The organism is Methylobacterium sp. B1 (assembly GCF_000333255.1).
GTDB classification, from domain to species: Bacteria; Pseudomonadota; Alphaproteobacteria; order Rhizobiales; family Beijerinckiaceae; genus Methylobacterium; species Methylobacterium fujisawaense.
Genome location: NZ_BACT01000364.1, coordinates 1 through 20,135 on the forward strand (window position 1 = coordinate 1; position 20,135 = coordinate 20,135).

22 protein-coding genes and 1 tRNA gene are annotated in these 20,135 nt (G+C 67.5%); 10 read left to right on the forward strand and 13 right to left on the reverse strand.

Features of this window, described 5'->3' with window-relative positions; all coding sequences use genetic code 11:
• Nucleotides 1-771, reverse strand: a 771-nt coding sequence (locus tag I53_RS10640) for a PAS domain S-box protein (RefSeq protein ID WP_043350228.1), incomplete at its 3' end; no start/stop codon positions are given.
• Between the two features lie 211 nt (nucleotides 772-982).
• On the opposite strand from I53_RS10640, the gene I53_RS10645 reads away from it, so the two are divergent.
• The 3 genes from I53_RS10645 to I53_RS33880 all read left to right on the forward strand — a co-directional run bounded on the left by I53_RS10645 (nucleotide 983) and on the right by I53_RS33880 (nucleotide 2,716).
• On the forward strand, nucleotides 983-1,657 hold the full coding sequence (locus tag I53_RS10645) for a sigma-70 family RNA polymerase sigma factor (protein WP_043350230.1): 675 nt from the start codon (nucleotides 983-985) through the stop codon (nucleotides 1,655-1,657).
• 532 nt (nucleotides 1,658-2,189) lie between these two features.
• Complete coding sequence (locus I53_RS33875) at nucleotides 2,190-2,369, forward strand: hypothetical protein (protein WP_187294338.1); 180 nt, start codon at nucleotides 2,190-2,192, stop codon at nucleotides 2,367-2,369.
• A gap of 170 nt (nucleotides 2,370-2,539) precedes the next feature.
• Nucleotides 2,540-2,716, forward strand: coding sequence for a hypothetical protein (locus I53_RS33880; RefSeq protein ID WP_187294335.1), 177 nt, complete (start codon nucleotides 2,540-2,542; stop codon nucleotides 2,714-2,716).
• A 672-nt stretch (nucleotides 2,717-3,388) separates the two neighbouring features.
• Here I53_RS33880 and I53_RS30400 read toward each other — a convergent pair.
• Nucleotides 3,389-3,733 carry a hypothetical protein gene (locus I53_RS30400; RefSeq protein WP_187294336.1) on the reverse strand — a complete coding sequence of 115 codons (345 nt, stop codon included), beginning with the start codon at nucleotides 3,731-3,733 and terminating at the stop codon, nucleotides 3,389-3,391.
• Nucleotides 3,734-3,914: 181 nt separating this feature from the next.
• Between I53_RS30400 and I53_RS10655 the strand changes: the two genes are divergently transcribed.
• The 3 genes from I53_RS10655 (at nucleotide 3,915) to I53_RS10665 (ending at nucleotide 6,167) form a co-directional block, all read left to right on the forward strand.
• Complete coding sequence (locus I53_RS10655; protein WP_043350281.1) at nucleotides 3,915-4,526, forward strand: PAS domain-containing protein; 612 nt, start codon at nucleotides 3,915-3,917, stop codon at nucleotides 4,524-4,526.
• Between the two features lie 238 nt (nucleotides 4,527-4,764).
• Nucleotides 4,765-5,076 carry a hypothetical protein gene (locus I53_RS10660; RefSeq protein ID WP_043350233.1) on the forward strand — a complete coding sequence of 104 codons (312 nt, stop codon included), beginning with the start codon at nucleotides 4,765-4,767 and terminating at the stop codon, nucleotides 5,074-5,076.
• Nucleotides 5,077-5,402: 326 nt separating this feature from the next.
• Nucleotides 5,403-6,167, forward strand: a complete 765-nt coding sequence (locus tag I53_RS10665; RefSeq protein ID WP_043350236.1) for a BA14K family protein — start codon at nucleotides 5,403-5,405, stop codon at nucleotides 6,165-6,167.
• Nucleotides 6,168-6,856: 689 nt separating this feature from the next.
• Here I53_RS10665 and I53_RS10670 read toward each other — a convergent pair.
• Nucleotides 6,857-6,932: transfer RNA gene (locus I53_RS10670), tRNA-Glu, on the reverse strand.
• A 103-nt stretch (nucleotides 6,933-7,035) separates the two neighbouring features.
• On the opposite strand from I53_RS10670, the gene I53_RS10675 reads away from it, so the two are divergent.
• Nucleotides 7,036-8,040 (forward strand): RluA family pseudouridine synthase, encoded by a 1,005-nt coding sequence (locus tag I53_RS10675; RefSeq protein ID WP_187294337.1) that lies wholly within the window; start codon nucleotides 7,036-7,038, stop codon nucleotides 8,038-8,040.
• Nucleotides 8,041-8,275: 235 nt separating this feature from the next.
• Nucleotides 8,276-9,169, forward strand: coding sequence for an RNA polymerase sigma factor RpoH (gene rpoH, locus I53_RS10680; RefSeq protein WP_043350239.1), 894 nt, complete (start codon nucleotides 8,276-8,278; stop codon nucleotides 9,167-9,169).
• Nucleotides 9,170-9,214: 45 nt separating this feature from the next.
• On the opposite strand, the gene I53_RS10685 is transcribed toward rpoH, so the two are convergent.
• The 9 genes from I53_RS10685 to hemB form a co-directional block, all read right to left on the reverse strand.
• A complete protein-coding gene (locus I53_RS10685; RefSeq protein WP_043350240.1) occupies nucleotides 9,215-10,663 on the reverse strand; it encodes a hypothetical protein in 1,449 nt (482 codons plus the stop codon).
• A 279-nt stretch (nucleotides 10,664-10,942) separates the two neighbouring features.
• Nucleotides 10,943-12,235, reverse strand: coding sequence for an adenylosuccinate synthase (locus I53_RS10690; RefSeq protein ID WP_043350287.1), 1,293 nt, complete (start codon nucleotides 12,233-12,235; stop codon nucleotides 10,943-10,945).
• Between the two features lie 154 nt (nucleotides 12,236-12,389).
• The gene (locus tag I53_RS10695) at nucleotides 12,390-12,680 is read right to left on the reverse strand and encodes a hypothetical protein (protein WP_043350288.1); all 291 of its coding nucleotides are present in this window, start codon (nucleotides 12,678-12,680) and stop codon (nucleotides 12,390-12,392) included.
• A 121-nt stretch (nucleotides 12,681-12,801) separates the two neighbouring features.
• Nucleotides 12,802-13,659, reverse strand: a complete 858-nt coding sequence (locus tag I53_RS10700; RefSeq protein WP_043350243.1) for a D-amino-acid transaminase — start codon at nucleotides 13,657-13,659, stop codon at nucleotides 12,802-12,804.
• 52 nt (nucleotides 13,660-13,711) lie between these two features.
• The gene (gene purB, locus I53_RS10705; RefSeq protein WP_043350245.1) at nucleotides 13,712-15,019 is read right to left on the reverse strand and encodes an adenylosuccinate lyase; all 1,308 of its coding nucleotides are present in this window, start codon (nucleotides 15,017-15,019) and stop codon (nucleotides 13,712-13,714) included.
• A gap of 119 nt (nucleotides 15,020-15,138) precedes the next feature.
• On the reverse strand, nucleotides 15,139-15,885 hold the full coding sequence (locus tag I53_RS10710; RefSeq protein WP_043350247.1) for an arginyltransferase: 747 nt from the start codon (nucleotides 15,883-15,885) through the stop codon (nucleotides 15,139-15,141).
• A gap of 124 nt (nucleotides 15,886-16,009) precedes the next feature.
• Nucleotides 16,010-16,501 carry an RDD family protein gene (locus tag I53_RS10715; protein ID WP_043350249.1) on the reverse strand — a complete coding sequence of 164 codons (492 nt, stop codon included), beginning with the start codon at nucleotides 16,499-16,501 and terminating at the stop codon, nucleotides 16,010-16,012.
• A gap of 110 nt (nucleotides 16,502-16,611) precedes the next feature.
• Nucleotides 16,612-16,980 carry a hypothetical protein gene (locus I53_RS10720; protein WP_043350251.1) on the reverse strand — a complete coding sequence of 123 codons (369 nt, stop codon included), beginning with the start codon at nucleotides 16,978-16,980 and terminating at the stop codon, nucleotides 16,612-16,614.
• Entirely contained in the window at nucleotides 16,977-18,035 is a 1,059-nt protein-coding gene (gene hemB / locus I53_RS10725; protein ID WP_043350254.1) for a porphobilinogen synthase, read from the reverse strand. Before hemB ends, I53_RS10720 begins: the two co-directional genes overlap by 4 nt.
• Nucleotides 18,036-18,247: 212 nt before the next feature.
• Here hemB and I53_RS10730 point away from each other — a divergent pair, with 212 nt between their 5' ends.
• Both I53_RS10730 and ldtR read left to right on the forward strand, forming a co-directional pair.
• The gene (locus tag I53_RS10730; protein WP_043350256.1) at nucleotides 18,248-18,706 is read left to right on the forward strand and encodes a DUF6163 family protein; all 459 of its coding nucleotides are present in this window, start codon (nucleotides 18,248-18,250) and stop codon (nucleotides 18,704-18,706) included.
• A 160-nt stretch (nucleotides 18,707-18,866) separates the two neighbouring features.
• On the forward strand, nucleotides 18,867-19,379 hold the full coding sequence (gene ldtR / locus I53_RS10735; RefSeq protein WP_043350258.1) for a transcriptional regulator LdtR: 513 nt from the start codon (nucleotides 18,867-18,869) through the stop codon (nucleotides 19,377-19,379).
• A 3-nt stretch (nucleotides 19,380-19,382) separates the two neighbouring features.
• Here ldtR and I53_RS10740 read toward each other — a convergent pair whose 3' ends face one another.
• The gene (locus tag I53_RS10740) at nucleotides 19,383-19,985 is read right to left on the reverse strand and encodes an exopolysaccharide biosynthesis protein (RefSeq protein ID WP_210274666.1); all 603 of its coding nucleotides are present in this window, start codon (nucleotides 19,983-19,985) and stop codon (nucleotides 19,383-19,385) included.
• Nucleotides 19,986-20,135 lie beyond the last annotated feature (150 nt).

Genomic DNA, 20,135 nt, shown 5'->3' on the forward strand with positions numbered 1-20,135 from the left:
CTGGCGCAGGGCCGTCTCGGCCTTCCGGCGCAGTTCGAGGTCGGCGAAGGTGAACAGCATGCACGGCTCGTCGCCCATCGCGATCGGCTGGCCGGCGACGATCACGAACCGGCTGCCGCCGTCGGGCAGGTCGAGGCAGGCCTCCATCTGGGGGATCGTGCCGCCGGACTCGAGGCGCGCGACGGCGAGGTCGCGGTTGCGGGCGCCGGCCAGGACGTCGACCTCGTAGACGCTGCGGCCGATCACGGCGTCGCGGGTGAAGCCGGTCATCTCCAGGAAGCCGGTGTTGACCTTGACGTGGCGCAGGTCGGACAGCCGAGTGATCACCGCCGGGGCCGGGTTGGCGTTGAAGGTCCGCTCGAACCGCTCCTCGGCCTCGAACTGGTCGGAGACGTCCTTGAGGATCAGCGCGAGGCAGCTCGGCTTGCCGTCGCGGTCCGTGGCCACGAGGCTGCGCAGCGAGTGGACGAAATCCATCTCGGGCTTGTCGGCCCGGCGCACCTCGACCACGACGTCGTGGAAGCGCTCGCCGGCGACGACGCGCTCGATCGGATACTGGTTGGGCGCGACGTTGTTGCGGTAGCGCAGGCAGAACCGGTCCCGGTACGCGTCCACGGTCGGCCCGAGCTCGTCGAGGCTCTCGGCGCCGTGCATCGCCAGGGCGGCGGCGTTGGCGTACGCGATGGTCTGGTCGGGCTCGACCAGGATCACGCCCTCGCTCAGGCCGGCGATGATCTGCCGGAGTTCGTGCCTGTCGACGCCCGCCGTCACCGCTCTCGCACCCCATGCCGCGCGCGCTGCCCCTCCGGCAGCCGGGCACAAACGGGTTGCGCACAAGCAGGTTCCACTGCGCTCGCGTTTTACACTGGTATACCTGCATCATTGACGCTGTCGTTATCGACCAGAGATAAGTCCGCGCCCTTCCGCCGGACGTGTCGTCCGCTGCGACAATGTTTCCATCCTATCGACACGAGAGCTTCCCGTGCAGCCCGCCGACGAAAAGCGGGATCTGGCCGACGCGTCCGATCCCGTCATCTCGTATGTCCATGCGCAGCTCGGTCATCGGCTGCGGCAATACTACTCAGAGGTCGTGACGGTTGATGTCGGCTCGCGGCTCGCCGCCGTGCTGGATCGATTGTCCGCGGCCCTCGATGCAGCCGAAGCCGGCGGGCAGGTTCCCGATGCATTCAAGGACGACCTGATCGCGCTGGTGCCGCGTCTCCGGCGGTACGCCCTGTCGCTGACCTTCGATGGAGCCGAAGCGGATGATCTCGTACAGTTCACGCTGCTCAAGGCCTGGGAGCATCGCGAGCGATACGAGCCCGGCACCCGATTGGTCGCTTGGTTATTCACGATCCTGCGCAACGGCTTCATCAACGGGCGGCGCAAGAGGCGCCTCGAGATCGCGGATCCTGACGGCCTCCACGCTGCCACCGTTTCCGAACCGGCCGCACAGGATCACGCCCTCGGACTGAAGGAGGTTCAGGCCGCCATCGACCGCCTCGAGCCGGCCTATCGCGAAGCGCTCCTCCTCGTCGCCATCGACGGCCTCCCCTACGAGGCCGCCGCCGCGGTGATCGGGTGCCCCGCAGGCACAGTGAAGAGCCGGGTCAGCCGCGCGCGCGACAGACTCCTGCGGGATCTCGGAGAAGCGTGATCGGGGCGCGCTGCCCTTACCCAGCGACGCGTCGGACCTGGCTCATTCTTCCGGAGCCGGAAACTTGGGCCGCGGGAAAGGCCAACGTTCCGGAACAGCCGTGCCGCATGCAATGCCGCATGCAATGACGCCGCTCGACGATCGCGCGGACGCCTGTCCGCGAGGCGTGGCGATCATTCGAGGAGTGCAACAAGCGACAGGAGGCCGCCCGACGATCCGCCGACAGGGGACCGACTGGCCCGGGCGGCGCGCTGAGCTAGGGCCGGCGCGGCGGCGTAAGGCTGAGCCTGCGCAGGGAATGCGGGGCCAAACTCCGCCACCGTCGTCCCGGAACGTCCCCGATATTCCCGCCAATCGCAGACGGAAGACCCGGCGGTGATCGCGGATGCGTGCGCCGTGCGCAATCCGACACCGGCCACCGCGGCGTCAATCCATCTTTTGATGAGGACGCGGGGGTTTGGTTTTGCTGGTAAGGCGCCTTTGTCGCTGACCGCATCCACCGGACATTCCGTCTTCCGCGCGAGGAACCTCGATGCATGCGATCGGTACGAGGCCCGAACACGCCATCCCCATGGACCAGATCGCTCCCGTCGCGTCCTCTCGCACCCGCAAGAAGCCTCATCCGGCTCTCGTCGTCGCGTCGATGGCTCTGGCCGTCGGGCTCTGGTTCGTCATCTACGAGGTATCCGGCCGCCTCATCTGGTTCTGGTAGCGGAGCCGGACGTCCATGGTCGCCCGCCCATTCGGAACAGGCAGCGATAACCGGATCGCCTTCTCCAGCGCCGCAAATTCCGTGATGCCCTTTGAAGACGCGGCGCGGCTGGCTCGGATCGGCCAGTCAATCGGATACCTCGAACGACGCCATCCTTGGATGGCGGCCTGGTGAGCCCCTTGCTGGGTCAGCCCGGGTTCCTCGATCCGGATGATCGCGATCATCGCTTTTCCGAAACGGTTGATCCGTTGCTGATGCGGGCGTCTCTGACTGAGTTCGAGGCCTTCCGACCAAAGCTGGCGCGCGACAGCGGCCGACGGATCGTAAGGCGGCTGGCGTTGGCCTGATGGGGGGCTCGGAGGGAACTCTTGGCTCCTCACGACGCCCAACAACGGACACGCCGAGTCCAACAAAGCTGCCACCGTCCTCCTGTTACCCGATGAATCGATCCGTCATGTAGGTCTTCGGAGTATCCGAAAGGCTGCTGAAGCCTGTGGCGCCCACATGATCGATATGAGCCTAACGCAAAACTTTGAAAGCCGATCTATAATCCCGAATGACCGGGCGACAGAGGTGCGACCCTGTATTCTCTGAAACAGCGCTGCCATGCATCCGGCACGTCCTGGAATCCTCCAATACGACCGCCAAGACATTATGGTCGCCACGAAACCCATCACCGCAGGCAATCGATATTCATACGACTACAAAGTCATTGATTTTACGCCTAAAACGGTTTTGCGACCGCGGAGATAGTATTAATCGACTCTATGCTGCGGACGCAAATCGCATGACAGTCCGCAATACGTTCTAGCAATAAGTCGAGATAGGTTACGCGGCTTTTCGTCCTCGTCCTTCCTGTCGCCTTCCCCACACCGGACACCTAGGGCGATCCTTGTGCGAGGGTTGTGTCAGGGGGGTCCGGTCTCGCGACTGGGACACACTTCGCATCTCTCGGCGTGTGCCGTCAGTTCAACCTATTCATGACCAAAAACCGGCCGCTCGGCCCCGCGCGGGTCTGCTCACGAGGCGGAAGAGCGTCCGATCAGAGCCTCAGTCTCCTCAGACGCGTCCTGGACGAGCAGCAGGAGCCGACGGCGTTCCTCGGGATCTCGGATACGCCTGTAGGCGTGCAGCAGCGCCTCGCACTGCTGATCGAGGTCGGCGCCATCCTTGGCGCTGTGAGTTCGCGCATTGGCTGCGTCGGGAGCGTAAAGGACGTCCGGTTGAACCTGAAGCGCCCCCGCGATGCGGGTCACGAGACGCCTTGCGTCATCGCCGGCCGAAGCTGGGGGGCGGCTGTCGCTGCGATTATCCCAGGAACCATCCGACCCGGCCTTCGCTTGAAGCGGCATCTTCTGTCCCATCGCTCGCTCCGCGCTGGCGCGAAAAACGCCACTTCGGCTGCTTCTTACCACAATCCGTGCCGTATCCGGCACCAATTACACGCTCCGGTTGATATTGTTCTCGATATCGCTTGAAGCCGGAGTGAGTGCTTTTATACATTCGCAACTGAAGGTTGGTCCCGCAGCAATCGTGAGCGTCTCGGTGCCGAAGCTCAAGCTCGTTGACATCCAGACTCGCCCCACTGCATTGCAGCAGGCGTTGGACGCCGTCGAGGTGGCCGGCACCTGGGACTGGGACATCGTCTCGGACTCGGTGCGTGCAGACACGTTCGTGGCATTGATGTTCAACGTCGATCCGGACGCCGCAGCCACAGGCGTTCCGCTATCGGCGTTTGTGGACGGCATGCATCCGGATGATCAGGAGCATGTCCACGCCTTGATCCGCCGCAGCATCGACGAAGACACCCCTTTCGTTGCCGAGTACAGGGTGCTTTCGGCTGATGGTGTTACGCGATGGGTTCTCGACCGTGGCTATACCGTTCGCGACGCATCGGGGCGTCCGATCCGGGGACGGGGCATCATCATCGATCTGACGCGGTCGCGCACCGGCACGAGAGCGGCGACAGGCGGTGAGTTGCACCCACTCTGCATGCCACCCTTAGAACGAGCAGCCGAACTCCTTCTGGCCGCGCAGCAGTCTCTCGCGCAGTTGCAGGATCCGAATCTGAAAGCACGCGCGGATGCGCTGCTGTTGGAGGTCGGACGCAAGCTCGCTCAGCAGGAGCTTCAGGCTCGGCGCCGGCACATGAATTAAGTGCGCGTCTGATGGCTTGCATGGGTCAGGATACTTGAACCCACAAGCGGTGAGCCGACAGCAACGCGGCCCGGGATGGGATCGCAGGGGGTGGCTACGGCGGGGCGCCAGCCTCGGGCGCACGGGCGTCCCGAACCGGCAGCGCAGACGCACACCAGCCTCCGCCGGGTGAGCCTTGAAGCGACCAATGGCCCGCTCGCACGTTGTCTATGACAACTGTTGTTTCCCGGATTGCCCCATGCTCGCCCGATCCGCACTGCTCTTCATCGTCATGACGACGGGCGCGCAAGCCGCCGCCTTCGACGACCTGAAAGGCTACCTGGCATCCTGCCTGCGGTTCGAGATGAGCGGCGCCGGCGCGCACCGCGGCGGTCCCCTCGCGTCGAAGGTGAGGGATGCGTTGGATCGATGCTCCGACGATGTCGCGCGCCTCGAACGAGCGGATGGGCGTCGTCTGCGTGGCGATGGTGGGATCAGCCCGTCGACCAAGGAGGTGATCCGGAGCGTCGTGGGTGGCGGTGGGGGCGGTATCCGCACCGTCCGGTACTGAGGGAACGGGTCTTGGGGAGAAGATTGCCGACGCACGTGAGAGGCCCGCGCCTGTAAACCGGGCGGGTCTTTCCAGACCCGAAGCTCAGGTGTCGAGAACGCGCGGATCCGCGATCAGAGCTGTAACGCTTTACCGCAAGAGAATGCCCGGCGCGGCCAAGCCTGCGGGGCTTAAGTGGCGAAGGGTAACCGGGCCGGGACAATCGCACGCCCCCGATCATCGGTCGGATCGACCAGCGATCTGGTCGCAGGACAAAAGGAAGCGGGATTGGCCGCCGCTGGCGCGACGTTGATCCAGATAGACTCAACACAGCGAGCGTGGCGACCATGAACCAGACGGTCACAGCGATTGCATCGGCAATCCTCGCCGGCGCCCTCTTGGCGGCACCCATCGGTGCCCGGGCACAGGCCGGCGGCAGTTTCGCCAACCAAGGCTTCGGCAGCCACAACTTCGGGGCCGCAGCCGCCGGTGGCGGCGGCTTCAGCAATCAGGGCTTCGGCGATCACAACTTCGGAGCTGCAGCGGGTGGCGGCGGCTTCGCCAATCGGGGCTTTGGGAACCACAATTTCGGAGCTGCGGCGGGCGGCGGCGGCTTCGTCAACCAGGGCTTCGGCAATCACAATTTCGGAGCCGCGGCGGCCGGTGGTGGTGGGTTTGCCAACCGGGGCTTCGGCAACCCTCATCTCGGCAGGCCAGGCGTCGGCCACGGGTTCCCCAATCGCGGGCTCGCGCATGACCTCGGCGCCCACCGCGGTTACGGCCTGCATCGGCATTACGGCGTGAACCGAGGCTTCTACGGAAGTCCCTACGGATACGGCTACGGCTACGGACGACGCGGATATGGTCTCGGCGGGCTCGGCCTTGGAGTGACCGTGGGAGGCCTCTACGGCGGATACGGTTATCCGGGATACGGCTACGGCTATGACGTCGGATATGGCGGCGGCTACGCTCCGGTCACCTATGGCTACGACGACGTCGATTCGGATCGCACCATCGGTGATGACCGCTACTGCGCGCGTCGTTTCCGGTCCTACGATCCGCAGACCGGGACCTATCTCGGCCGGGATGGGCGGCGCCATCGCTGCCGCTGATCAGGGGATCACGCGCGAGGAACGGAACCGTCTGTGCCGTGCAGACAGGGCACCGTTCCGTTTTCGAGCTTTCATTCGAGGATGACGGGTCGGACGAGCACGTCCTGATCAAACGCAAGCTGCGACCGAGCGAAAGCCCTGCGCAGCCATTCACCGTGGGGTCCACGGTGGTCTGGCACGGGAGTGTTCACCCGGAAGCGTTTGCACCGCCCAGCCGCATGCGCAGCGCCGCCTGCGGACCCGAACGCTTACGCTCGCACTGGGACGAATGGCCGAAGCCGCTGGCTAATGCGGCCACGCGCTTGCTGATGCCGCAGGCCACCTGCAGGGAGCCAGCGATCGCGCGGCGAGCGGCGGGCCTTCACCCCTCCCGCTTGCGCACGTCCTGCAACATGAAGCGATCGCGCGTCAGGTCTGCGACCAGCCGCCTGACCCGCCGGATCTCCGGCACATCCCTGACGACGAACTGCGTCTTTCAGCGGTGAAAGGTCGGCACGGCCGCTAGGCCTTAAACAGGCGACCGCGGCCCCCCTCGCCGAGCGAGGCCACACGCGCGAGGCGCAGCGAGCACGGCTTGCTGACAGCGCTTGGAAAGGCTTCGCCGAAGGACAGCGCGGCCCGCTGGAGTTGCGGGCTCGGGCACCCACCATGGGGTGAAATGCTGCCAACATTTAGGAAAAATGCGCCGGTGGCGCTCCCAAGGGGAATCGAACCCCTGTTTTCGCCGTGAGAGGGCGACGTCCTAGACCGCTAGACGATGGGAGCTTTCCGGCGGCGCGGGGGTGCTATAGCCACGACCCGGCGGCGGAGCAAGAGCCTTCGTCAGGAAATCCGCCTCGGCGGGTCAGATCGGGCGCGGACAAGGATCGTGGTGGACAACGGAGACGTCGAAAAAGCCGGGATCGTGGCCGAGGGAGGCGTGCGGCTCGATCGAGCGCTGGTCACGCTGTTCCCGGATCTGTCCCGGGCTCGATTGCAGGACCTGATCCGCGCAGGCCATGTGAAGCGGGACGGTCTCCCGGCGCGCGATCCGGCCGCCAAAGTTGCCGCCGGCGCGTCCATCATCCTCACCGTGCCGCCTCCGGCACCGGCCGAGCCGGTGGCCGAAGCCGCAGACCTGCCGATCGTCTACGAGGATGACGATCTGATCGTCATCGACAAGCCGGCCGGCCTGGTGGTCCACCCGGCGCCGGGCCACGAGAGCGGGACGCTGGTCAACGCCCTCATCGCCCATTGCGGGGCCAGCCTGTCCGGGATCGGCGGGGTGCGCCGCCCCGGCATCGTCCATCGCCTCGACAAGGACACGAGCGGCCTGATCGTCGTCGCCAAGAACGACGCGGCGCATCAGGGCCTCACCGCGCAATTCGCCGATCACGGCCGGACCGGGCCGCTGGAACGCGCCTACGCCGCATTGGTCTGGGGCCTGCCCCAGCCGCGGGCGGGCACGATCCGGGCCAGTCTCGCCCGGTCCCGGTTCAATCGGGAAAAGATCGCCGTCGTCTCCGACGACAGCGGCCGCCATGCGGTCACGCATTATGCCGTCGCCGAGACCTATCGCGAGGCCACCCTCGTGCGGTGTCGCCTGGAGACGGGTCGCACGCATCAGATCCGCGTGCATCTCGCCCATCGCGGACATCCCCTGCTCGGGGACACGGTCTACGGGGGTGCCTTCCGCACCAAGGCGGCCCGCCTGAGTCTGGAGGCGCGTGCCGCTCTAACGGCCCTGGGACGGCAGGCGCTCCACGCGGAACTGCTCGGCTTCAGTCACCCGCGCACGGGTGAGACGCTGCGCTTCGAGAGTGCGCTGCCGACCGACATGACGGCCCTGATCCAGGCACTCCGGGCCGACGCAGGCGACCCGGCGCGCCTGTAACTGCCCCTTGCGGCGTGCGAAAGAACACCCCGTACCGCGTCACATCGTGACATGGTACGATCAAAATCGCCGGTGGCGCGTTGTTGGCGACGTGGGTGTCATCGACCGTGACCGGCTCCCCGGCGACTCCCATGAGATGGGTGGCCGGCAGGGTCGGCTCAAGAGCGGCCCGAGTAGACGGCACTGTTGTCCGTCGCGTCCGCCCGGCAGGGGGACACAGGTTCAGGAGAAAGCCATGGCCGGTACGCTTCCCGTGCTCGCCAACGAAGGTGGCCTTTCGCGCTACCTCGACGAGATTCGCAAGTTTCCGATGCTGGAGCCGTCGGAGGAATTCACTCTCGCCAAGGCCTGGCGCGACGCCGGTGACCGCGAAGCGGCGCATCGCCTGGTGACGTCGCACCTGCGCCTCGTCGCCAAGATCGCCATGGGCTATCGCGGCTACGGCCTGCCGATCGGCGAGGTCGTGTCGGAAGGCAATGTCGGCCTGATGCAGGCGGTCAAGCGCTTCGATCCCGACAAGGGGTTCCGTCTCGCCACCTATGCCATGTGGTGGATCAAGGCAGCGATCCAGGAATACATCCTGCGGTCGTGGTCTCTGGTGAAGATGGGCACGACGGCCAACCAGAAGAAGCTGTTCTTCAACCTCCGCAAGGCGAAGGGACGGATCTCCGCTCTCGATGAGGGCGATCTGAAACCCGACCAGGTGTCGCAGATCGCCACGCGCCTCGGCGTGCCCGAGCAGGACGTGATCGACATGAACCGGCGTCTGTCCGGTGACACGTCGCTCAACGCGCCCCTGCGCGAGGAGGGCGAAGGCGAGTGGCAGGACTGGCTCGTGGACAACAGCCCGAGCCAGGAGACCGTGCTCGCGCGCGAACAGGAGGGCCAGAACCGCCTTTCCGCGCTGAAAGATGCCCTCGGTGTCCTCAATGCCCGCGAGCGGCGCATCTTCGAGGCGCGACGTCTCGCCGAGGATCCGATCACGCTGGAAGATCTTTCGGGCGAGTTCGGCGTCTCCCGCGAACGCGTTCGTCAGATCGAGGTGCGGGCCTTCGAAAAGGTGCAGGAAGCGGTCAAGCGCAACATTGCCAGTCGCGAGCTGCCGCGGACCGGCATTGAAGCCCGCTGACAGCAGGTCCCCGGCGTAACTAAGCGCCGGGGACGATCCCGTTCATCACTGCCAAGCGTCGAAGGCGCTCTGCATGACCTGGGCGCCGGCGGTCCCTTTCTCAAAGGTCAGCACCGCCCGGCGACCGGAGGTGTAGCGCAGCGCGATGTCGAACCAGTTCCGATGCAGGAGCAGGTCGGTGTTGCGCTCGACGTCGTTCTGCAGCGACGACAGGCCGATCAGGAACAGGTTGTCGCGGACACGGACCGGCAGGCCCGAGACTGGCGAACCGCGGGCGCTCTGCTCATCCTTCGCCTGCAGCAATCCGACATCCTGGACCGTCCGCGCGGTGCCGCTGCTGCCGGTCTGGCTGAACGCAAGGCTCACCGTGTGGGAGGCCGGCAACGTCGTGTCGAGGTTGCGCTGGATGGTCATCACCAGCGTCAGCCCAGCCTCCGGAACGGTCACGGTCGCGACGACCGCGTTCTGAACCGGCTGCCCCTGCTCCCCGTTCACCGTCTCCAGGCGCCACGTCACCCGCCCCTGCGTGACGGTCGGCTGGCTGCTTTCTGCGCCGGCCCCTTCCTCGACGAGTTCAGCCCTCTGGGCGACCGAGACGCCCGCCTCGGCGGGTGGCGCGTTGGTCCGAGACGGGGCAGCACCGTCCGCGCGCGCAGGCGCCTTCGACACCGGCGCTGCATCGCCGCCGACCCGATCGCCGAACTTGGACTCGGCCTCGGACTGCTGAGAATCCGCAATCTCCGCACCGCTGGATGGCAGATTCTGTGGGCGGTCGCGCAGCAGGAAGGCTGCGACGGCGATCAAGCCGATCACGACCGCAAGGACGCTTCCGACAAAGACGTTGCGCAGCACGCGGGAGCGCCCGGCTCGGAGCGGCACCACCTCGATCCGCGGGCGCTGACGGCCCGATCCGACGTCTGCGGTGGCCTCGCCGGCGTCCTGCTCCTCGACCGAAGGTCGAGCCGAAGCCGCCGCCTCAGGGGGTAGCCCTTCGGGCGCAGCAGCGGCGGAGGCGCCCGGGCGCCTCGAGGTGATCGGGATCGGTGCCTCGCGCGGTCCGGACTCGGATGCGGAATCGCTATCCCGACCCGGGATCGCGAACGGCGCCTTGGCGGCAGGAAGCACCGGATCGGGCTTCGACGCGACGCTCGGCTCAGGGGGAGACGGTTCGGGGATCTCCGGCTCCGGCTGCACCGCCGGCGCGACCGCGATGGGCTCGGAGACGACCGGTGCAGGCGCCTGCACCGGAGAGGCCTGAACCGCATCGTTGGCCGGCGCAGGCAGACCGCCATGGTCGACCTCGAGCCGTTCGATCGCGGCGTCGAGGGCCCGCCGCTCGAGATCGATGTCCGCCTCGGAGAGCGGCGGGTCGAGGGAGCGCAACTGGCTGATGAGCGCGTTGCGCGCACGGTCGTAGACCGCCTTGCGCAGAGCGGGCGTTCGATCCGGTAGCGCATCGAGCGCACGCGCCAGAAGCGGATAGTAATCGGCCATAATACCCTGGTCCGCCCCTTCGGCCGCCGTCCGGCAACGCCGGTCGAAGGCCGGAGACCGATGGCCGCTCCCGCCGGACACGTCCGGTCGCGGCCGTCGGCCGGTTTGTCGTATTCCGCCGCACGGATCGGTGCCCGCACGCCGGTTGCGCCGCATACGGCGGATCATTCGCGAGAATGAAGGCCCGACCGCCAGCCCGTTCTAGATCAAGCCTGCGCGGACTGGATACAGGCAGCGCAGCCGGAATCACGCGTCGTCAACGGGATAGCGCGCGACGCGTCAGTCCTCGAACGGGTTGTGCATGAGGATCGTGTCGTCCCGCTCGGGGGAGGTGGACAGCAGGGCGACCGGCGCCCCGATCAACTCCTCGATCCGGCGAACATACTTGATCGCCTGCGCCGGCAGGTCCGCCCAGGATCGAGCGCCTGCGGTCGTCTCCGACCAGCCCGGGATCACCTCATAGACCGGTTCGACCCGTGCCTGAGCGGCTTGGCTCGCCGGCAGATGGTCGATCGGCTGCCCATCCAGCATGTAGCCCGTGCAGACGCGGATCTCCTCGAAGCCGTCGAGGATGTCGAGCTTGGTCAGCGCGATCCCGTGAATGCCGGAGGTCCGGACCGTCTGGCGCACCAGCACGGCGTCGAACCAGCCGCAGCGGCGCTTGCGCCCGGTATTGACGCCGAACTCGCGGCCGCGGCTGCCGATGGTCTCGCCGATCTCGTCGAACAGCTCGGTTGGGAACGGCCCCTCGCCGACCCGGGTCGTGTAGGCCTTGGCGATGCCCAGCACGTAGCCGATCGCACCCGGGCCAAGGCCCGAGCCCGTCGCCGCCTGCGCGGCCACGATGTTGGAGGAGGTAACGAACGGATAGGTGCCGTGATCGACGTCGAGTAGCGCGCCCTGCGCGCCCTCGAACAGGATGCGCTTGCCGGCCCGCCGCTCCTCGTCGAGCAGCGCCCAGACGGTGTCGGCGAAAGGCAGGATCTTCGGCGCAATGGCCTTCAGCTCCGACAGCAGCGCCTCGGCATTGACCTCGTCGATCCCGAGGCCGCGCCGCAGGGCGTTGTGATGGGTCAGCACGCGCTCGATCTTGGCCGGCAAGGCGTCGGGATCGGCCAGATCGACGACCCGGATCGCCCGGCGCCCGACCTTGTCCTCGTAGGCCGGCCCGATACCGCGCTTGGTGGTGCCGATCTTCAGGCCGGCATTGGCGGTCTCGCGGAAATGATCCAGCTCCCGGTGGAGCGGCAGGATCAGCGTGGCGTTGTCGGCGATCCGCAGGGACGCGGGGGAGACCTCCACACCCTGGGCCTTGATCCGGTCGATCTCGTCCACGAGATGCCAGGGATCGACCACGACGCCGTTGCCGATGACCGAGAGCTTGCCGCCGCGGACCACGCCCGACGGCAGCAGCGCCAGCTTGTAGGTGACGCCGTCGATGACGAGCGTATGGCCGGCATTATGCCCGCCCTGAAACCGGACGACGATGTCGGCCTGCTCGGAGAGCCAGTCGACGATCTTGCCCTTGCCTTCGTCGCCCCACTGGGCGCCCACAACGACGACGTTGGCCATGCCTGCCTGCTTACCCGCGACGGAAACCGGGACGGCGCCGCCCACGGGTGCAGGCGGCGCACGTCGTGTGCCGTTTCCGCGATCCAGCCAGCGAAATCAAGCAAGACACCGCACGGGCGACCCGTTCTGCGGTCCGGCGATAGGCCCGGCGCGGCTACTTGGCCTCGGTTCCGGGCGTCCGGCCCGGGAGTTCGTGCGGCTTGATGACCGGCATGGTCCCGGACTGATCGGGCTTCACCACAGTCCCGGTCGTCCCGGAATCCGGTGGCTTGATGACCCCGTCGTTCTTCTGGAGCTTGTCGCTGAGAGACTGATCCTGCGGCGGCGCATCCGCATTCGGGCGCACGCGCTCGGGCGGCGTCGGAGACGGGCTGGGGGTCTGAGCATAGGCGGGCACCGCCGCCAAAGTCGCCGCGAAGGCGGCGATCAGGATCTTCTTCGGCATGAGAGCCTCCCCGGTTCGGGATACGAATTCGGGGAGGAACAGTCGGAGACGGAATCCGTTCCTGCGGGCCTGGAAGGCCGGAGGGTCCACCTGTGGACGGTATCCGGGCAACCGATGGGCTTCAGCCCCGACGCGCGGCCTCGATGTACAGGTCCCGCAGGCGCCGGGTCAGCGGCCCCGGACGCCCCTCGCCGATGGCGCGGCCGTCGATCTCGATGACCGGCATCACGAAGGCCGAGGCGCTGGTGTAGAAGGCCTCCTGTGCCGCGTAGGCCTCCTCGACCGGAATCAGCCGCTCCTCGATCCGCAGATCCGCCTCCTGGGCGAGGCGCAGGACCGACGCCCGGGTGATGCCCGGCAGGAGCGCCGTGGAGAGCGGCCGGGTGACGAGCACGCGGTCGCGGCTGACGATGAACGCGGTCGAGGACGAGCCTTCGGTCACCGCGCCATCCTCGACCATCCACGCCTCGGCGACGCCGGCCTCGGCCGCCTGCTGCTTGGCGAGCACCTGCGCCAGCAGGGCCACCGATTTGATGTCCCGCCGCTTCCAGCGCAGATCCTCGACGGTGATCACCCGGGCGCCGCTCTCGACAAGCGGGTTGGCGAGCACGGTCTTGGCCTGCGTGAACATCATCACGGTGGGCTCGGTGCCGGCCTTCGGGAAGGCGAAGTCGCGCTCGGCCACGCCCCGGGTCACCTGCATGTAGACCAGCCCCTCGGTGACGCCGTTGCGGGCGACGAGTTCGGTCTGCAGGCGCTCCCAGCTTGCCGCATCGTGCGGGTTGCGGATGCCGATTTCACCGAGGGAGCGGTCGAGGCGGGCGAGATGCGCGGCGTTGTCGACGAGCTTGCCGTCGATGATCGCCGAGACCTCGTAGATGCCGTCCGCGAACAGGAAGCCGCGATCCATGATCGGCACGCGCGCCTCCTCGAAGGGGAGGAACTGGCCGTTGAGGTAGACGATGCGGGGAGCGGTCACGGAGAGCTGTCCTGTGTTCGTCGCGGGCCCAAGCAGGAATCGTGCGGTATGCTCAGCGGTCGCCGAACACCCGCCCGAAAATCGTGTCCACGTGCTTGAAGTGGTAGTCGAGATCGAAGCACGCCTCGATCTGTTCGGGCGCGAGCGCTGCGGCGACCTCCGGGTCCGCCTTGAGCAGGGCCAGGAAATCGCCCTCGCCGCGCCAGACCGGCATCGCGTTGCGCTGGACCAGCCGGTAGGAATCCTCGCGGGACACGCCGGCCTGGGTGAGCGCGAGAAGCACGCGCTGCGAGTGGATCAGGCCGCCGAGCCGGTCGAGGTTCTTCTGCATGTTGGCCGGGTAGACCAGCAGCTTCTCCATGACCCCGGTCATGCGGGCCAGAGCGAAGTCGAGGGTCACGGTGGCGTCGGGGCCGATCATCCGCTCGACGGAGGAGTGCGAGATGTCGCGCTCATGCCAGAGGGCGACGTTCTCCAGCGCCGGGGTGACGTAGCCGCGCACCATCCGGGCGAGGCCGGTGATGTTCTCGGTGAGGACCGGGTTGCGCTTGTGCGGCATGGCCGAGGAGCCCTTCTGCCCCTCGGAGAAGAACTCTTCCGCCTCCAGAACCTCGGTGCGCTGCAGGTGCCGGATCTCGATCGCCAAGCGCTCCAGGGACGAGGCGACGACGCCGAGGGTGGCAAAGAACATCGCGTGCCGGTCGCGCGGGATCACCTGGGTGGAGACCGGCTCGGCGGTCAGGCCCATCTTCTCGGCAACGTACTGCTCCACCCGCGGGTCGATATTGGCGAAGGTGCCGACCGCCCCGGAGATGGCGCAGGTGGCGACCTCCTCGCGGGCCGCGACGAGGCGGCGGCGGTTGCGCTCGAACTCGGCATAGGCCTGGGCCAGCTTCAGCCCGAAGGTGACCGGCTCGGCATGGATGCCGTGCGATCGGCCGATGGTGGGGGTCAGCTTGTGCTCGAAGGCCCGGTCTTGAGGGGCGGCGAGGAGCGAATCGACGTCGGCGATCAGGATGTCGGCGGCGCGCACCAACTGGACGTTGAGGCAGGTGTCGAGCACGTCCGACGAGGTCATGCCCTGGTGGACGAAGCGCGCCTCCGGACCGACGATTTCGGCGAGATGGGTGAGGAAGGCGATGACATCGTGCTTCGTCACCGCCTCGATCGCGTCGATGCGGGCGACGTCGAAGACCGCGTCCTTACCCTTGGCCCAGATCGTCTCGGCCGCCTCCTTCGGGACGACGCCGATCTCGGCGAGCGCCGTGGTGGCGTGGGCCTCGATCTCGAACCAGATCCGGAAGCGGCTCTCGGGCGACCAGATCGCCGTCATCGCGGGGCGGCTGTAGCGGGGGATCATGGGGGCCTCGGCACGGTCCGTATTGCGTGCGAGGCCGGTAGCATGCGCCGGCCCGGCCGCTCAATGCGCATCGGCCATGACGGGACGGCAACGGATGTGGACCGTCGGCAACAGCGGGATCAGTCGATCCGCACCCAGCCCTGGCCCATCAGGCGCTCCTGCGGGCGGAAACGGGACTTGTAGTCCATCTTCCGCGACCCCTCGACCCAATAGCCGAGATAGAGATACGGCAGGCCGAGCCGTTGGGCCCGGCGGATATGGTCGAGGATCATGAAGGTCCCGGGGGAGCGCGCGGCTTCGGCGGGATCGTAGAACGAGTACACCATCGACAGCCCGTCGGAGAGGACGTCCGTCAGGCAGAAGGCGAGCGGCGGCCCGGAGCCGCGGCCGGTGACCGCCGTGTCCGGCCCGTGCCGCCGGTACGACACCAGATGGGTGTCGACGTGGCTGTCCTCGACCATCATGGCGTAGTCGAGCACGGTCATGTCGACCATGCCGCCGTCGCCGTGGCGGGCGTCGAGGTAGCGGCGGAACAGGGCGTACTGCTCCGAGGCGGGCCGGTTCGGCTCCGGCGTGCCGATCCAGTCGGCGCTCCGCGCCAGGATGCGTCTCTGGCTGGCGCTCGGCACGAATTCATCGACAACGACACGCACCGAGATGCAGGCGCGGCAGGTCTCGCAGGCGGGACGGTAGGCGATCGTCTGCGAGCGACGGAAGCCGCCCTGGGTCAGGATCTCGTTGAGGTCGCGGGCGCGCCGTCCGACCAAGTGGGTGAAGACCTTCCGCTCCTCCTGTCCCGGCAGGTACGGGCACGGCGAGGGGGCCGTGAGGTAGAATTGCGGTGTGTCGCGCGGATGGCTGGTCACGCTTCTCACAGGCCCTACGCCGGGTTCGTCCTCTCGGCGCCGGCATGTCAATGTACAGGCGACCGGCCGAGGCTCAATGGCCCGACCGGTCGCACCGTCAGATTTTCATCGCCGGGTTCGACGCTCAGCGGGCGTGGACGACGGCGAGGCCGAGCAGCAGGTCGTGACCGAGACGCCGGTCCGACCGCATCAGGCCGAACGCGATGTCGACGCACCAGAGCAGGAAGGTCGAGATCGCCACGTAAAACAACAGCGCGTGGACCGCGGCCGTGATCACGTCGACCCGCGCGCCGCTCTCGGGTGCGATGGTGCGCAGGCCCATCAACCGCTGGCCGATCGTGCTCTGCTTCGACCCGCCCACCGTGATCGCGCTATAGATGATGCCGCTCGCCGGCAGCACCGCGAACAGGGTCCAGCCGAGGCCGAACGTGACCACGCCGATCACGGTGATCAGCAAAGTCAGCAGGGCCGTGAAGCCGAAGATGAACAGGATATCGAGGAGATAGGCGACCGTCCGGCCGCCGAGACTCGCCCGCACGAACGGAACCGGCAGCGACGCCGCATAGCCGGGTGCCGTGTCGAAGCGCTGCGCGTATCCGGGTTGGGGGTTCTGCATGATGTCGCGTCCTGCCAGCGAGGCTGCGGGCGAGAAGGTGGGTGCGCGCCGCTCAGGCCGCAAGAGGATGCGTTTGCCCGGCCTCAGCTTCGCGCTGCTGCAGGACTGCCTTACCGTCCGGCCGGGTCGCCGGCCGCGGCGTCCGGCGTGTCGAGATAGAATCGCCTCAGCATGTAGAGCGCGGGCCCCGACAGGGTCGTCCCCTCGGTGGCGAGGGCGACGAGGGTCGTCCCGGCATCGAACCGGCAGGTCAGCCAGTGCGGCCGGGTCCCGTCGGAATAATCGACCCGGACCGAATTCGCCGCCGGTCCCGGCGCCGCCCGCAGGAGCCGGATCCCAGGTTGCGGCGCCACGGCCGGCAACGCCCGCCGGCAGGTGGCGACGCGATCCCGGCGCAGGGTGTCCTGACAGGCGGCGAGCCCGCCGAGAAAGCCGGCGACGACCGCGGCCCCGAGGAGCCAGCGGTGCCCGCGTGTCACGGATGGCTGCGCAGGCGCTCCGCGACCCGCGGCGCATGATAGGTGAGGACGCCGTCGGCTCCGGCCCGCTTGAAGGCGAGGAGCGCCTCGACCATCGCGCGGTCGCCGTCGAGCCAGCCATTCCGGGCGGCCGCCTCGATCATCGCGTACTCGCCGGACACCTGGTAGGCGAAGGTCGGGACCTGGAACTCGTCGCGGACCCGGCGGATGATGTCGAGATAGGGCAGGCCCGGCTTGACCATCACCGAATCGGCGCCCTCGTCGAGGTCGAGGCGAACCTCGCGCAGGGCCTCAGACGAGTTGCCCGGATCCATCTGGTAGGTGCGCTTGTCGCCCACGAGGGCGGCCTTGGTGCCGATCGCGTCGCGGAACGGCCCGTAGAACGCACTGGCATACTTGGCCGCGTAGGCCATGATCTGCACGTCGAGGAACCCTGCCTTGTCGAGGCCGGCGCGGATCGCGCCCACGCGCCCGTCCATCATGTCGGAGGGGGCGATGATGTCGGTGCCGGCCTCGGCCTGGATCAGGCTCTGCTCGACGAGGACCGCGACGGTCTCGTCGTTGAGGACCGCGCCGTCCTTCATCAGGCCGTCATGGCCGTGGCTGGTGTAGGGATCGAGCGCCACGTCGGTCATGATCCCGACCTCGGGCACGGCCCGCTTCACGGCCCGCACCGCCCGGCAGACGAGATTGTTGGCGTTGAGCGCCTCCGAGCCGGTCGGGTCGCGCAGCGCCACATCCGTGTAGGGGAAGAACGAGATGGCCGGAATGCCGAGGCGCGCCGCGCGCTCCGCGTCGCGGACGACCTCGTCCACCGAGAGCCGCTCGACGCCGGGCATGGAGGCGATCGGCTCGCGCCGGCCCTCGCCCTCGATCACGAACATCGGCCAGATCAGATCGTCGACCGTCAGGGTATGCTCGCGGACCAGCCGGCGCGACCATTCCGATTTTCGGTTGCGGCGCGGGCGCTGGGTGATCTTGAGACCCTCCACGCGGGCGCCCTCGCGGGCGGCCTCCACGGCGAGAGGGCGCGGCTCTGGCAGGGTGTCTGACATGCGGCTTCGCTACCGTTCGCGCGGACCACGCCGCGGATCGCGCGGCGCCCCTGCGCCGGAGGCGTTCGACTACCACACCGGACCTGTGCGGCGAAACCCGACCGTTGACGCAGGACGGCGGAACGGCTTCAACCCGGCGCGTTGCGTTCCCGAAGACCAGGATCCTGTTCCCTGTCCATGAGCCGGCCCATCATCTCCGCGAGTCACCGATAGTGCCCGGCTATTTTCCGATCCGGCGCAGGACGCCCCGGCCCGGGGGGATCCCCAGCGACCGGATCGAGCGCGTCCAGGGGCCGGCACCCGGCACGTGGGATACGGTGCTGATCTGGTTCATGCGGCTCACGGCCCTCGTCTGGCTGCTCAAGAGCGTCTTCGCCTGGGCGACCATCCTCGACATCGTGCCGGGTGTCCGCCCCTTCGAGGCCGAGCCCTTCGGCCGCCAATCCGCCATCGTCTACTTCGCGGTGATCGATGCCGCCGCGGCGATCGGCCTGTGGCTGACGAGCGCCTGGGGCGGCGTCATCTGGCTGCTCGCCGTCACGTCGGCGATGACGCTGGCGGTTCTGACACCGCAACTCTTGCCGTTATCGGTGCCGCTGCTCGTATTCGGGGGCTGCGTCGTGACGTTGTACTTCCTGCTGTCCTGGCTGGCGGCGCAGGAAGCACGGTGAACGAACCGTTCTTATCTTCATTCAGTTTGTCTTTACCGCGAAGAGTAAATCGCGAATTCATCCTGTCGCTTAAATCGCCTTTCATTCCCGAGCCCTAGCTTAGCCATCATCAACGGCGCCGCATCGAACGGGTGCCGGATCATCGGATGGCGAGGCAGAGATGAAGACCCAGAACGCCCGAGTCGCGCAGATCGAAGCTCCCGAGGAAGGCTTGGGCGCGAAGGGCTCCTACCTGGAGGCGCTCCACCTCGTGGAACGGCTGCACCGCCGCCTGCTCGACGTGATCAAGGACGAGTTCGAGCGCCGCGGCCGCGAGGACGTCAACAGCGTCCAGGCGCTGCTGCTGTACAACATCGGCGACAAGGAACTGACCGCGAGCGAGCTGCGGACCAAGGGGTACTATCTCGGCTCCAACGTCTCCTACAACGTGAAGAAGCTGGTCGAGGCGGGCTACCTCCACCATGCCCGCTCGAAGACGGACCGGCGCTCCGTGCGGATCAGCCTGACCGACAAGGGCCGTCAGGTCCACGAGATCATCCAGGGGCTGTACGACAAGCATGCCCGGACGATCACGCCGATCGGTGGGATCTCCGAGGACGATTTCGCCCGCCTGAATCAGGCGCTCGGCCGCCTGGAGCGCTTCTGGACCGACCAGATCCGCTACCGCCTCTGAGGCTCAGAGGTTGAGGAGCCCGGCAACCCCGGCGATCACCGCATAGGCGAAGCCGGCATTGATGGCGACGCCGAACACGCCGATGACGAGGCCGCCCAGCACGACGAGACCGTCGCGCTCGACGAGGCCGAGCCCGACCAGGCAGACGGCGAGACCGAGCGGGATCTGCCCGACGATGGGCGCGGCCACGATCAGCGCCAGCGCCAGGGCCAGCAGGACGATCCCCATGCCGCGCATGCCGAGCGCGGTCTCGAAGACGCTGACGCGGGGGCGCGACCAGCGCTCCAGGCGGCGCAGGATCGGCACCGCGCGGGTCACAGCGCGCCGGACATCCGTCAAGGCGATGGAGCGGCCCAGCAGCATCCGCGGCAGCCACGGTGCCGACATGCCGGCGGCGATCTGGATCGCCACGAGCAGCAGGAGCAGGCCGCAAATCAGTGGGATCGGCGGCGGCATCGGCAGGCAATTCGGCAGCCCCAGCAGGACCACGAGCAGCGCGAAGGCGCGATCCCGTAGGACCGCGACGATGTCGCCCACGGTGAGGCGCTCGCCCTCCTGGCTCGCCAGCACGGTGAGGACGTCCGACGTTCGTGCACCGGAGGTCAAGGATCTGCCAACCTTCGCTAACCCGCGGGGGCTCTAGCCGAGAACATCTGGCACGCCAAGCACGGCGGATTCGCGACAGCGCGATGGCGGCCGGCAGGTGGCCGCACACCGCGCCGCGCCCGGCAGCCCGGCCAAGCATTCCCAAAGTCA